The organism is Pseudomonas sp. TJI-51, from assembly GCF_000190455.2.
In the GTDB taxonomy this organism is placed as follows: domain Bacteria; phylum Pseudomonadota; class Gammaproteobacteria; order Pseudomonadales; family Pseudomonadaceae; genus Aquipseudomonas; species Aquipseudomonas juntendi.
In genome coordinates this window covers 1-12,233 of the sequence record NZ_AEWE02000109.1, presented here as the reverse complement: position 1 = coordinate 12,233, position 12,233 = coordinate 1, and the positions used below count along the sequence as shown (strand labels likewise).

Below are 12,233 nucleotides of genomic sequence, written 5' to 3'. Positions count from 1 at the left end.
TATGAAGGATGGCTCTATCTAGCGGTAGTGCTGGATCTGTTCTCACGCCAAAGGATCTGGGCGAGATTGTTCCCCACAGCGGGCGCTTCCCCGCTGCGGTAGAACGTGCACTGTTTTTCCTGCTACTGGCGCCATGGGAAGACTGGGCCGAGATGACCGAAGTGGACTGGCGGGGTTTCCGGCTGCCTTGGGTCTATACCCTCGACGATGACCTGTGCGCTTTCCCGCACCCGCCGCCCCACCCTGAGCGGCTGACGTGGGAGCCGTGCTCCTTCCAAGTGGACCACGACGAGTGGGAGGAAGCCGAACGCCCTATGTGGCTGCGAACTTGGGCAACCGCCGAGGATGTGCGGCAGGCACTGGAAGCCAGGTGGGAGCTGCTGCGTGTAGCTAGCCCCCAAGCGTCGGAGCTTTTCTCAACTCCTGTCGAACACTTCCTGGTCCGTGCGTTTCTTTCTGACGGCATCGATGAAGTGATGGCGCACCTCATCATGATTGAGGCCGCGTTTGGCGCCGAGGAAGACCACAGGCGTAAGCTGCGACTAACAGGTGATAATTACGACGAATCGCCGACGCGCAGGGTTGCTGCAAGACTGAGCGCCGCCATCGTCGAGCCTGGCGCAGCGAAGGAGCATCCCGTCGCCGTGTGATGATGGACCTGGGGTACATTAAGCGTTTAACGCAGCGCTGCGCGAGTCCTGCATTGGGGGTGATTGCTTTGAGAGAGGCTGAAACACTGATTCGGCATACCGGCAAGCTGAATATTGGCGCTGTGGAGAAAGCGATATTGGAGACTTTTCCATGATGAGGTTCTCTGAAATTGAGGCGTTCAGGGCCGTCATGTTGTCGGGCTCAACCACTGCGGCCGCGCAGACGCTGCACACCTCACAACCTAATGTGAGCAGAGCGATTGCGCTGCTTGAACAAAAAACCGGCTTGAAACTTTTCGAGCGATTGCCAGGGCGACTGGTGCCCACCAGTGACGCCCGGTCCTTCTTCAAGGAGGTACAACGAAGCTTTGCGGGGCTGCACCATCTGGACGAAGCCGCCAAGCGGATCAAGCGGTTCAGCGGTGGCGCGCTGACGGTCGCCGCAGTACAGATGCTTGCGCTGGGCCTGGTGCCCAGGGTGATGCAGCAGTTTTGTCAAAATCTGCCCGAAGTCAGCGTGTCCATCCATACCGGCCACGCAACGACAGTGGCACGCTGGGTTGAAGATCAAACCTGTGATGTCGGCTTGGTCTCCCAGGTCAATAACAACTATGGCCTGGCCTATGAGCACCTGTATGAGGTAGACGCCGTCTGCGTGATGCCTGCAGACCATCGGCTCGCACGCAAGGACGTGATAACCCCCCAGGACCTGGCGAATGAGCCTTTCATCTCGCTGCCCCGCACCGAACATGGCTACTCACTGGTCGACACCCATTTTGAAAACGCCGGTATTGACCGGCACATTCGCCTAGAGACCTCTTACAGTTCAATCACCTGTTCGCTGGTCATGCAGGGGCTAGGCCTATCGATCGTGAACCCGCTCGCCTCATTGGATTACCGCCATTCGGGCATGGTGACGCGGCCTTTTCTGCCCACCGTAAAACATCAGGGGTACATCATCTACCCCAAAGAGCGCGCGAACGATCGGTTGATTTCAGACTTCGTGACGACCGTCAAAGACGTGCTGGCCCGCGAACTCGAGAGCCTCGGGTGTAAAGCGCCGGCGTAGGGATTGCTCCCGGGAGGGGGGGTATATCACCAGTGCATAGGCCAAGGCGATATTCTATTTGCTTGTCCACCGCTGCTCCCCTTAACGTTGTGTTCAGCCGGAACTGGGGCGCTAAGCGTCTCCTGGAAGACAACAATTATAGTCCGTGCATTGAAGCTGGGCTTCTGCCGACTGATGTTACCCAATTGAGTCAAAACAGAGGCGGACCACTGCCTCGTTAACTCGCGTGAGGAGGGGAAGCTGACATGAAAAAAATCAACACCTTTGCATTGGCCAGCGCCATTACGCTTAGCAGCGGCGCGTATGCGCAAGACACGCTCTATTTCGCAGGGTATTCCGGCGACTTTCAAAAGACCTTTGAAACGGTCATCCTTCCCGAGTTCGAAGCCAAGCATGATGTCAACGTCGTTTATGTGCCGGGCAGCTCGAGTGAAAACCTTGCCAAATTGCAAGCGCAGCGAGCCAGTCAGCAAATCAACGTTGCCTTGTTTGACGACGGCCCCATGCATTACGCCGTGCAATTTGGCCTGTGCGATAACTTGGCGCAGTCGCCGGTGTATCAGGACATCTACGATATCGCCGCAGCCTCGAACTTCAAGGGTAAGGCGGTCGGTATCGGGCTGGTGGCGACGGGCATTGCCTACAATAAAGCAGTCTTCGCCAAGAATGGTTGGGCGGCGCCCACATCGTGGTCCGACATCGCGGACCCCAAATATGCCAAGCGCGTCGCCTCCAACCCTATCTCCGGTACGTTCGGCCTAAATACCTTGATCATGTTCTCCCGCATCAACGGTGGCGGTGAGCATGATATGGACCCAGGCTTCAAAGCCGTTCGTGAAAATGTCGCGCCCAATGTATTGGCGTGGACCTCTTCGAATGCCCAATTAGCGCAGATGTTCCAGAGCAACGATATCGATATTGCTGTCTGGGGTAGCAACCGTGCCGTGGCGTTGAAAAAAACAGGCTTTCCTATCGAGTTTGTTTATCCAAAAGAAGGCACACCCGCCATTATTGCTTCGGCCTGTGTAGTTTCCGGGAATAAGCTCGCAGAAAAATCTCAAGCGCTGATTCAATACCTGGCGTCTCCCAGTGTGCAGGCCAAGTTCGCCACCGAGGGCTTCGGCCCCGTCAACCGGCAAGCCAAGCTCGAAGAGGGTTTGGCCGAAGAGGTCCCTTATGGCGAAGAGAAGCTTGCGCAGCTGGTGCCGATAGACTGGGACACCGTTAACCGTAAACGTGCTGAATGGACAAAACAGTGGAGCCGTACCGTTGAGTGAGCGCTTTTCTCGACGATGATAATAATAGTGAGTATTGGCCATGAGTAATTTGATTATCCGAGGGCTCTCGAAAACCTATTCGGGCGGCTTTACCGCTGTGCGCAACTTGGACCTAGAGGTTAAGAGCGGTGAGTTCATCTCGCTGCTGGGTGGCTCGGGATGCGGAAAAACGACGACACTTCAGATGGTCGCGGGATTTATTTCCCCTACCACGGGTTCTGTCCATCTCGGTGGCAACGACATCACCAGCATGCTGCCTGAAAAACGTGACATGGGCATCGTATTCCAAAGCTATGCACTGTTCCCGCATATGACCGTTGCCGAAAACGTCGGCTTCGGGTTGCAGATGCGCAAAGTGCCTAAACAAGAGCTGGCGACGCGTGTCGAAGAAGCGCTCGCGATGGTCCGTCTGTCGGGGCTCGGGGCGCGTTATCCACGGGAGTTGTCCGGTGGCCAACGGCAGCGTGTCGCTATCGCACGGGTTTTGACGATCCGTCCGAGTGTCTTGCTGCTCGATGAGCCTATGTCGAACCTCGACGCTAAGCTCAGGGGTGAAATGCATGTTGAGCTCCGGGCGCTCCAGCGCCGGCTCGGCATTACTACTATCTTGGTCACCCATGACCAAGTCGAAGCCATGACAATGAGCGACCGAATCGCTGTGATGGCCGACGGTTGCATCGCAGAGCTGGGTAAGCCTCAAGATGTCTACGACCAGCCCACCTCCAGCTTCGCCATGCGCTTCCTGGGTCAGACCAATATTCTCATGGGCAAGGTGAAGTCCATCTCCCAGGGACAGGCATTGGTCCACCTGGACGGCATCGTCGTGCCCGCGAACCGGCAGCAGCTCAAGGTGGGCGACGACGCCATGCTGTTCATCCGGCCTGAGCGCATCCGCTTCACCCCGCCCGGCGTTGGGAAAGCCGAGGGGCGTATTGCATCACGTTTGTTCCTCGGTGGCCTGTGGTATTACGAAATCGAAAGCGCCTTGGGCGCGTTGAAGATGACAGCACCGAACAATGGCGAGCGCCAGCCTCAAGAAGGCGAAACGGTCGGCATCGGTTGGGGCGACGGCGACCTGCAGGTCGTATCCGCGGAGGCCGCCCATGGCTGACACTACCTACCGCGCCAATGGTGCTCAGTGGGTACTCTCGCTGCCCGCGCTCCTGTTGTTTCTAGGGTTGCTCGTCGTACCCATCGCATTGACTGGCATGCTTTCATTCAATGTGTTCGACGCCATGAGTGGCACTCAAAACAGTTATACCTTGGCCAGTTACCTGGAGGTACTCAGCGACAGTTTCTATTACGAGCTGTTTGCCCGTACCGCTTTGATGTCACTGGGCGTCACCGCCGTCTGCATTGCCATTGGCGTTCCTGAAACGCTGATCCTTTCGCGCATGCGGCCCGCATGGCAAGGTGGCTTTTTCGTCGTGATACTCGGCCCGTTACTCATTTCCGTGGTGGTACGGACGTTGGGATGGTCGCTGTTGTTGGGACGTGAAGGTTTTATCAACTCAGCGCTGATGGCACTCGGTCTGATCGACCAGCCACTACAGCTCATGTTTACCCTGACCGGGGTAGTGATTGCCCTGACCCATGTGATGATGCCTTTCATGGTGATCTCGGTATGGAGCACGCTGCAAAAAGTCGATGGCCAGATTGCCCATGCGGCCCGCTCCCTCGGGGCCGGCCCGGTGACCACCTTCAGGCGCGTTGTGCTGCCGCAGCTGATGCCGGGTATTTTGTCTGGCGGGATCATCGTCTTTACCTTGTCTGCCTCGGCCTTCGCCACGCCGGCGATGATCGGCGGTCGCGGCGTCAAAGTCGTCACCACGGCGATCTACGATGAATTTCTCTCCACGATGAACTGGCCATTGGGCGCTTCCATTGCGGTGCTCTTGCTTATTGCCATTGTCTTCGTGGTGATCGGCAGCAATCGATTGATCGAGCGAAAATTCAAGCAGGTGTTCGTATGAGTGATCGCAGCCTGGAAAGTAACGGACCCTTTGCAATACTCTTCCACACACTGTTCGTCAGTTTCATTGTGGCGCCGCTGTTGATCATTGTATTGGTCTCTTTCTCAGACAAGGGCTATATATCGATGCCTTTCGACGGCGCCTCGTGGCGGTGGTACAAAGCCATTTGGGACGCCCCGGAGTTGATCAATGCGTTTTGGCTCTCGGTGTGGCTGGGGCTTGGCGCGGCGACGATTGCGTCCATTGTCGCGGTACCCGCCGCGATAGCTATTGCCAAATACCGTTTCGCCGGACGCGAAGCACTTACATCATTGATTCTCTCCCCCTTGATGATTCCTCATGTCGTGCTTGGTGTAGCGTTTCTCAGGTTCTTTTCAGTGGCGGGGATTTCGGGTTCGTTCATCGGGCTGTTATTGGTGCATGCATTGATCGTCACGCCTTACTCACTGCGGCTTACCCTGGCGGCTGTCATCGGGATTGATCGCGATGCGGAACTGGCGGCACGCTCACTCGGCGCCTCTAAATATGTGTCCTTTTGGAAAGTGTTGTTTCCCTTGATTCTCCCAGGCGTGGCCGGCGGTTGGTTATTGGCCTTCATTCAAAGTTTCGATGAAGTCACCATGACGATATTCGTCTCCACCCCGGGTACTACGACACTTCCGGTTGCCCTGTATGAACGGATCGCATTGATGACCGACCCGGTGACGACTTCGGTTTCCACGGTAATGATTGTGGGAACGATGATCCTCATGTTTTTGCTAGACCGTATTGTCGGTTTGGACAAAGTATTAATCGGTAAAAAATAGGCCCAGGTGCACTTTTCGCTTCCAAAGACTTTGGCAGCGAGGAGCCGCTCGCCCTTTTTTCAAGAGCTGCCGCACAGTTGCGGAGGTGAAGTATGAGCAAAGAACACATGATCGTAGTGGGCGGTGGACTCGTCGGCGCGGCAATTGGCTACGGTGCCGCGCGCAGGGGCCTTAAGGTCACCGTCCTCGACCAAGGGGATGCCGCATTACGCGCCTCTCGGGGAAATTTTGGCCTGGTCTGGTTATCGAGCAAAGGTGGTGGGATGCCCCGCTATGCGCAATGGACGCGCGATGCCGTAAGACAGTGGCCGGAACTGCACCGGGAGTTGCTCAGCCTGACGGGTGTCGATACGGGGCTTGAGCAAACGGGCGGCTTCTGGCTTGGGTTCAGCGAAAAAGAGGTACAAGCGCGGGCGGACTTGCTTGAGAAAATCAACAAAGAAGTGGGTGATATCCCCTATCAAATGATGGGCCCTGCAGAGCTGAGGCAGCATTTGCCTGGGCTAGGCCCCAAGGTCGTCGGCGGAAGCTTCGGTACTCATGATGGCCACGCCAACCCCTTGATGCTGCTCAGGGCACTGCATGCGGGTCTGAAAATGAAGGGGGCAGATATCATTTCTGGCGTTGACGTTGTTGCGGTCTCGCAGGACCCCGGTACCGGTAAATTCACGGCGCGTTCCCGGGATGGCCAATCCTGGAACAGCGACAGGCTCGTACTCGCCGCCGGTATCGGGATCTCCGAGTTGGCATCGCAAGTGGGGTTGCATGCCCCAACCCGCCCGACGCGCGGGCAAGTGCTGATCACCGAGCGGCTCAAGCCGTTTATCCCCTACCCGACGAACAAGGCGCGGCAGACCAAGGAAGGGTCGGTGCAGATCGGCTCGACTTCAGAAGATGTCGGTCTGGATGATCGCACGACACCTGACAAGATCAGCTGGCTCGCCGAACGGGCTGTAGATACGTTTCCCGCCCTCAAGGATGTGAGGCTCGTTCGAGCATGGGGCGCCATTCGGCCTTTAACCCCCGACGGCTACCCGGTGTACCAGAGTTCGACGACGTGCCCAGGGGCCTATGCCGTTATTTGTCATAGCGGCGTGACACTGGCGGCAATCCACGCCTACGTCATCGGGCCCTGGGTCGGGGGCATAACACCCTCACCCCCGAACTTCGAAGGGTTCCACAGCGACAGATTCCTAGACCCCAACGCGAGTTTTACCCATGACCACTAAGCCGCTTTTTTCTGTTTCGAACGCGCCTGCTGGGCGGACGGTAAAAATCACATTCGAGGGGCAAGAATTGCGCGTCGCCGAGGGCATCAGTGTGGCTGCCGCGTTGCTGACCCAAGGCGCCCGTGATTTCCGCTCCAGTATCGTCGGTAATGTTTCCCGCGCTCCGTACTGCATGATGGGTGTTTGCTTTGAATGCCTCGTTGAAATCGACGGCGTACCCGCACGGCAAAGTTGCATGGTCCCGGTGCGCGACGGCATGCATATCAAGCGTCAACTCGGCGCTGTGGCACTGGACCTCGGCGAAATGGGAGGGTGCCATGAATAATGTCCCGGTAGACCTGGTGGTCGTCGGTGCCGGCCCAGCTGGAATGGCCGCAGCCTGCCAGGCACGCGCCCAGGGGTTGACGGTGGTCGTGCTGGACGAGCAACCAGCGCTCGGCGGCCAGATTTATCGGCGGATCGAGTCCGCTCCTGAAGCCATACAACACATCCTCGGCGCGGATTACGTCGCAGGCCGAGCCCTTGCTCGTGAATTCAAAGCCAGCGGTGCTATCCACATCACCGGTGCGGTGGTCTGGAACGTGGCCGCTTCGGGGGAAATCAATTACATCGCCAATGGCCATAATGAAGACATCGTCGGCAAGTATGTCGTACTGGCCAGCGGCGCCATGGAGCGACCATTCCCCATCAAAGGCTGGACGTTACCTGGTGTAATGGGCGCGGGTGCCGGTCAGATCATGCTCAAAGGGGCTGGTGCACTGCCTACCGAGCCCGTTGTCCTCGCCGGTTGCGGTCCGCTGCTCTACCTCTTGGCTTGGCAATACCTCAGGGCAGGCGTGGCGATCAAGGCGTTGGTGGACACCACACCACAGTCGGCTTATGTCCGGGCGTTGCGCGAAGCGGCTGGTGCGCTCAAAGGCTGGCGTGATCTTGCCAAGGGCATGAAGCTGCTCGCGTCGATCAAGCGTCACGGGGTCAAGGTTTACTCGGGCGCTACCGACCTGGCAATCGTGGGGGACCATGCGGCCCAAGGCATTCAATTCAAACATCGCGGGCAGCGCACGTCCGTCGCGTCTTCTCTGGTGTTACTGCATCAAGGGGTGGTCCCGAATGCGCAACTCAGCCTCTCGACGGGCGCCGCGCACTATTGGAGCCCCGAGCAACTTTGCTGGTTGCCGCATACCGATGAGCATGGACGCCTGGGCGACACCGTGATCTACGTCGCCGGTGATAGCCGAGGCATCGTCGGCGCCAAGGCATCTGCTGTACAGGGACGCTTGGCGGCCTTGGCAATTGGGGCGCAGCTTGGAAGTTTGCAGGGCTTGGGACATCAACTGGCCGGACTGGCTCAGCAGTTGGAAAACGCTACGAGCATCAGAAAGTTCCTGGATGTTCTTTATCGCCCCCAAGAGGAAAATAGAATTCCCGCAGACGATAACGTGCTGGTGTGCCGCTGCGAGGAAGTGACTGCTGGGCAGATTCGCAGCTATGTAGCGTTGGGCTGCCATGGGCCGAATCAAACCAAGGCATTTGGCCGCTGCGGCATGGGGCCATGCCAAGGACGTTTCTGCGGTTTAACCGTCACCGAAATTATCGCGAAAACGCGCAACGTCGATCCTAACGAGGTCGGCCACTACCGCGTTCGCGCCCCTATCAAACCTATTTTACTGGGCGAACTTACACATTAGTTCGCCCGTTCTTCATACTAAAATCCAGGAGCCTATATGAGTGATATCGTTCGCATCGAAACTGACCCGCGCCGTAGCCGGGTCGTTATTTATAATGGTGTGATTTATGTCGGCGGGATGACCGCCGATGACCGCACTCAAGATATCGCCGGCCAAACACGCGATACATTGGCGAAAATTGAAGCTTATCTTGAGAAGGCGGGCTCAGACAAAAGCCGGGTGCTGACAGCGCAAATCTGGATCAAAGACCTGGCCCGTGACTTCGACAGCATGAATGAGGTCTGGAACGCCTGGACCGCACCGGGTTGCGCCCCCACGCGCGCCACCGCCCAGTGCGACATGGGCGCGCCGGATGTGCTGGTCGAGATCATCGTGACCGCCGCGGTTGCTGAGTAAGCCGCCTCGCAGTACTACAGCTAAACCGGTCTGTACGGTGTTCACGGCACCGCGCAATGTGATGAGGCGTTTCAACTACAGCTTCTGACTGGCGTGAGCGCGCGCACCGGCGCAAGGTGCGCCGCTGCGCCCACGGCTTACCAATCAGCCGGGGGGATATCCGCGGCTATCGCACCCGGCATGCCATCTACGGCCGCTACGCGCCCGATCGCGCAGCCCAGCGGGCTGAGTGGACTCCCCACAGGATTTCTAGGCCTTCAGAACAGTCTTCTCCCGCTTGTTCCGCATCCGCCCAGCCTCCACATCCGCGAGAATCGCCTGGGCAAGCCCACTCAGGTAATAGGCGGCCCAGATCATGTCGCCATCTTCATCCACAGCCCCCGCGAGGATCAGCTTGTGCACGCACCCCAACAGGGTCGAGGCCTGTTCCAGGGCATAGTCGCAGGGCACGCCAGGGCTGATGTGGAACAAGTCCATGGGCGGATTCTGGTTCGTGATGAAGCTCGTCACATCTGCGGTAGTGGCCTTCTCGGCCTCGGGAAGCGCGCTCATGTCATCACCTCCTGGCGCTCAGCCCTTTGGCTGCGTCCCGTGTCAGCACGGCGCTGGAGTCGCACATCAAACATTGTCTGTTCATCGTCATGCTCCCTATTGAATTGAGGCGGCCAGTGCAGGCCTGGCGGCTCGGGCTAGTGATTAGTTCTGTGGTGCAGTGGTGGACTCTGCCGCGGCTGTTCCGGGCGCCAACGCCTTCACTAGGCGGCAGAAATCCAGCATGCCAGCAGCACGGCGATCAGCAGGGGCGGAAAGCGCGCCAGCAGAAGCACCAGCAGCAGAAGGGCCAGGCAGCCTGCGAGGATGCCGGCGAACAGGAACACGGCAGCAAAAACTCGTAGTAGCTTCATTGTCGCTCTCCTCACAGGTAGCCCTGTTCCGCCAGCGATATGCAGCCCTTGTGGCCCACCACGATGTGGTGCAGGGTTCGTACCCCGACCAGGTTCAAGGCCTCCCGCAGCTTGTGGGTGAGGGTGAGATCCGCTTGGCTGGGTTCCGGATCACCGGAAGGGTGGTTGCGGACCAGCACGGTTGCTGCGGCGTTGTGCTCCAGGGCAGCCTTGACGACTTCCGGGGATAGACACTGGCGCTGTCCAGGGTGCCCCGGAACAGTTCGTGAAAGACGATCATCCGGTGCCGGCTGTCGAGCAGGAGCAGGACGAATGCCTCATGCTCGTAGTCGCCCAGCTGCGCCTGCAGGTGGCTGAATACTTCCTTCGGTGAAGTCAGTGCTCGCTCCCGACGCAGACGCAGATTCGCCAACTGCCGGGCCATCAGCAGGATGTCGGTTTCGGTGACCGGCGACTCGACCAGGTAGGTGCCGGTCGATTCGCTGGCCTTCAGCTTGTGCGGGTGCATGCTGGGCTCCTTGATGGTGATCTGTCGGTGGGGTATGGAGCTGGGCTTGTGCGTCCAGCTTCTCAGCCAGGCTGGTTTTCGCGGAACGCTGGGAAGTATTGGTGGTTGGAGATGAGGTTTCTTCGGCGGGGTAGAACTCCTCGGCGATGGCACCAGCATCTTCCTCACTGTCCTCGAACGCGCCATTGCCGAAGCCACGCTTCGCCGCTTCATCCAAGGCGGCCTGAACGAATCCTGCTGCTTGCCGCTGCGCATCGAGCTCGTTGGCGGCCTGCAGCGTCTCGGCAATGTCCATACCGCCGCGTACCGTCAGGTCGACGTAGAAGATCGGCGTGCCATGGCTTTGCCGGGTGGATTTACCGCGCAGGCGCAGTTCGAGCGGCAGGCACGCCAAGCGGTTCCCGGAGATGGCCTGAAAGTAATGCAGCCGGGCGGCGAGGGTGCGGATGCTGTTGAAGCCGGTGGTGCGGAACACGAAGCTGCCCAGCGGATCGTCGTCACCAATGATCACGTTCAGTCGGCCGTAAGGTTTGCAGGCATTGCCTTTGGCCAACGAGCAGGTGTCTGGCGAAGGGCAGGGCAGTGACTGCATGCCGTCCTGGGTGACCCGCTTGCAGATCTCGCCGTTGCCCACGCACAGCGGCCGCCCGGATTGCCGGTCGAACAGGGTGTAGTCGGCGCGAAAGTTCAGCTCCGGTTCGTTGAACAGCAGGCGTACCGGGATGCTGCGCAGCTTGTCTTCCTTGCCCTGACGCAGCTCATCATTGAGCGGGTGCAGCAACCAGCCGTCATTGCCTTGTACCTGGGAGGTGATGGTGAACTGGTCATCCTTCTCCGGAAGGCGCTTGCCGTTCTTCTTGACGACCTTACCGATAGAGATGCGTCCGAGCACCGGGGGCGTGATAGCCAGACCTTTGAGCATGGGGGTTCTCCTGAAAATGAAAAAAGGCCAGCCACGCAGCACGAACTGCATGGACTGGCCAAGGGGGGGAAGAGTTGATGGAGAGGGAAATCAGCCGACCAGGAAACGCCGCGCACCGGGTTTCAGCAGCGGGTACTTGGCCTGCAGGTAGGGCTTTTCCTGGAGCAGTTGAGCGACATCGAGACCGACGCTGTCCTTGGCCTTGCGCCAGCTGACGTAGCCGCTGGAGAACTCCGCCCGACTGGCATCACCCATGGCCTGTTGCAGCATCTGCTTGAGCTCGGCCTCGCGCTTTTCCTTGTCGGCAATCGACTGGCGAACGGCCTTGAGCTCGATGAAGGCAGCGGCCAGTCCGGCATGGCTGCTGAAGTCGACGACCTGACCGTTATCCTCTGGATAGAGGCAGCGCAGTGCTGCTTCAGCAGAGACGGTGCCATCGGCTGGCGGTGGCGTATCGGTTTCCACGTAGTGCCAGAACTTGCGCTCCAGTTCGATCAGGCGAGCGATCATCTGCTCGTCCCGCTCGATGCGGTGGATATCCAGCGTCTGGCCGCCGAGCAGCACGGCCACATCCGCAGCCTGCTTGCCGGTGACGGCGAGCTGGTGCATCACCTGCAGCTGCACATACTCGGGCACGCCTTCTTTCCAGAGGCGTGCCCCGTTTATGCCGCCGGTCTTGCATTCGAGGATCTGCACGTCGTCGGCACCGATCACCTCACGGTCGATGTTGGCCAGCATCCAGGGCAACTCGGGATCGGGATGCTGCAGCACGGCGTTGATACGCCGGACTTTGTTCTTGGTGCGCTTGCT

13 protein-coding genes and 2 pseudogenes are annotated in these 12,233 nt (G+C 58.7%); 10 read left to right on the top strand and 5 right to left on the bottom strand.

What is annotated here, in order from left to right; all coding sequences use genetic code 11:
• Positions 1-152: 152 nt before the first annotated feature.
• The 10 genes from G1E_RS21385 to G1E_RS21340 all read left to right on the top strand — a co-directional run bounded on the left by G1E_RS21385 (position 153) and on the right by G1E_RS21340 (position 9,088).
• Entirely contained in the window at positions 153-650 is a 498-nt protein-coding gene (locus tag G1E_RS21385) for a hypothetical protein (protein ID WP_052150942.1), read from the top strand.
• A gap of 151 nt (positions 651-801) precedes the next feature.
• Positions 802-1,719 (top strand): LysR substrate-binding domain-containing protein, encoded by a 918-nt coding sequence (locus tag G1E_RS21380; RefSeq protein ID WP_009681612.1) that lies wholly within the window; start codon positions 802-804, stop codon positions 1,717-1,719.
• Between the two features lie 245 nt (positions 1,720-1,964).
• Positions 1,965-2,996 (top strand): ABC transporter substrate-binding protein, encoded by a 1,032-nt coding sequence (locus G1E_RS21375; RefSeq protein ID WP_009681611.1) that lies wholly within the window; start codon positions 1,965-1,967, stop codon positions 2,994-2,996.
• Between the two features lie 40 nt (positions 2,997-3,036).
• Positions 3,037-4,107, top strand: coding sequence for an ABC transporter ATP-binding protein (locus G1E_RS21370; protein ID WP_009681610.1), 1,071 nt, complete (start codon positions 3,037-3,039; stop codon positions 4,105-4,107).
• Positions 4,100-4,969, top strand: a complete 870-nt coding sequence (locus tag G1E_RS21365; RefSeq protein WP_009681609.1) for an ABC transporter permease — start codon at positions 4,100-4,102, stop codon at positions 4,967-4,969. Before G1E_RS21370 ends, G1E_RS21365 begins: the two co-directional genes overlap by 8 nt.
• An 11-nt stretch (positions 4,970-4,980) precedes the next feature.
• Positions 4,981-5,775: an ABC transporter permease gene (locus tag G1E_RS21360; RefSeq protein ID WP_197844851.1), complete on the top strand. Its 795-nt coding sequence runs from the start codon at positions 4,981-4,983 to the stop codon at positions 5,773-5,775.
• Positions 5,776-5,867: 92 nt separating this feature from the next.
• Complete coding sequence (locus G1E_RS21355; RefSeq protein ID WP_009681607.1) at positions 5,868-7,004, top strand: FAD-binding oxidoreductase; 1,137 nt, start codon at positions 5,868-5,870, stop codon at positions 7,002-7,004.
• Positions 6,994-7,329, top strand: coding sequence for a (2Fe-2S)-binding protein (locus G1E_RS21350; RefSeq protein ID WP_009681606.1), 336 nt, complete (start codon positions 6,994-6,996; stop codon positions 7,327-7,329). The genes G1E_RS21355 and G1E_RS21350 overlap by 11 nt, the downstream gene beginning before the upstream one ends.
• Positions 7,322-8,692 (top strand): FAD-dependent oxidoreductase, encoded by a 1,371-nt coding sequence (locus G1E_RS21345; protein ID WP_009681605.1) that lies wholly within the window; start codon positions 7,322-7,324, stop codon positions 8,690-8,692. Before G1E_RS21350 ends, G1E_RS21345 begins: the two co-directional genes overlap by 8 nt.
• A gap of 36 nt (positions 8,693-8,728) precedes the next feature.
• Entirely contained in the window at positions 8,729-9,088 is a 360-nt protein-coding gene (locus tag G1E_RS21340) for a RidA family protein (RefSeq protein WP_009681604.1), read from the top strand.
• Between the two features lie 249 nt (positions 9,089-9,337).
• On the opposite strand, the gene G1E_RS21335 is transcribed toward G1E_RS21340, so the two are convergent.
• From G1E_RS21335 to G1E_RS21320, 5 genes and pseudogenes are all read right to left on the bottom strand, one after another.
• Positions 9,338-9,640 carry a DUF3077 domain-containing protein gene (locus G1E_RS21335; protein WP_009681603.1) on the bottom strand — a complete coding sequence of 101 codons (303 nt, stop codon included), beginning with the start codon at positions 9,638-9,640 and terminating at the stop codon, positions 9,338-9,340.
• A 203-nt stretch (positions 9,641-9,843) separates the two neighbouring features.
• The gene (locus G1E_RS28780; protein ID WP_009681602.1) at positions 9,844-9,993 is read right to left on the bottom strand and encodes a hypothetical protein; all 150 of its coding nucleotides are present in this window, start codon (positions 9,991-9,993) and stop codon (positions 9,844-9,846) included.
• Between the two features lie 11 nt (positions 9,994-10,004).
• Positions 10,005-10,501, bottom strand: a pseudogene (gene radC, locus G1E_RS21330) (DNA repair protein RadC).
• Positions 10,476-11,423 (bottom strand): annotated as a pseudogene (locus G1E_RS21325) (hypothetical protein); the annotation flags it as partial. The pseudogenes G1E_RS21325 and radC, both read right to left, overlap by 26 nt.
• 90 nt (positions 11,424-11,513) lie before the next feature.
• On the bottom strand, positions 11,514-12,233 hold a 720-nt coding region (locus tag G1E_RS21320; RefSeq protein ID WP_047150088.1), incomplete at its 5' end, for a YqaJ viral recombinase family protein.

Bases quoted from the DNA above. Each gene is read 5' to 3' on its own strand.
- G1E_RS21385 (WP_052150942.1), top strand. From the start codon at position 153: ATGACCGAAGTGGACTGGCGGGGTTTCCGGCTGCCTTGGGTCTATACC.
- G1E_RS21380 (WP_009681612.1), top strand. From the start codon at position 802: ATGATGAGGTTCTCTGAAATTGAGGCGTTCAGGGCCGTCATGTTGTCG.
- G1E_RS21375 (WP_009681611.1), top strand. From the start codon at position 1,965: ATGAAAAAAATCAACACCTTTGCATTGGCCAGCGCCATTACGCTTAGC.
- G1E_RS21370 (WP_009681610.1), top strand. From the start codon at position 3,037: ATGAGTAATTTGATTATCCGAGGGCTCTCGAAAACCTATTCGGGCGGC.
- G1E_RS21365 (WP_009681609.1), top strand. From the start codon at position 4,100: ATGGCTGACACTACCTACCGCGCCAATGGTGCTCAGTGGGTACTCTCG.
- G1E_RS21355 (WP_009681607.1), top strand. From the start codon at position 5,868: ATGAGCAAAGAACACATGATCGTAGTGGGCGGTGGACTCGTCGGCGCG.
- G1E_RS21350 (WP_009681606.1), top strand. From the start codon at position 6,994: ATGACCACTAAGCCGCTTTTTTCTGTTTCGAACGCGCCTGCTGGGCGG.
- G1E_RS21345 (WP_009681605.1), top strand. From the start codon at position 7,322: ATGAATAATGTCCCGGTAGACCTGGTGGTCGTCGGTGCCGGCCCAGCT.
- G1E_RS21340 (WP_009681604.1), top strand. From the start codon at position 8,729: ATGAGTGATATCGTTCGCATCGAAACTGACCCGCGCCGTAGCCGGGTC.
- G1E_RS21335 (WP_009681603.1), bottom strand. From the start codon at position 9,640: ATGAGCGCGCTTCCCGAGGCCGAGAAGGCCACTACCGCAGATGTGACG.
- G1E_RS28780 (WP_009681602.1), bottom strand. From the start codon at position 9,993: ATGAAGCTACTACGAGTTTTTGCTGCCGTGTTCCTGTTCGCCGGCATC.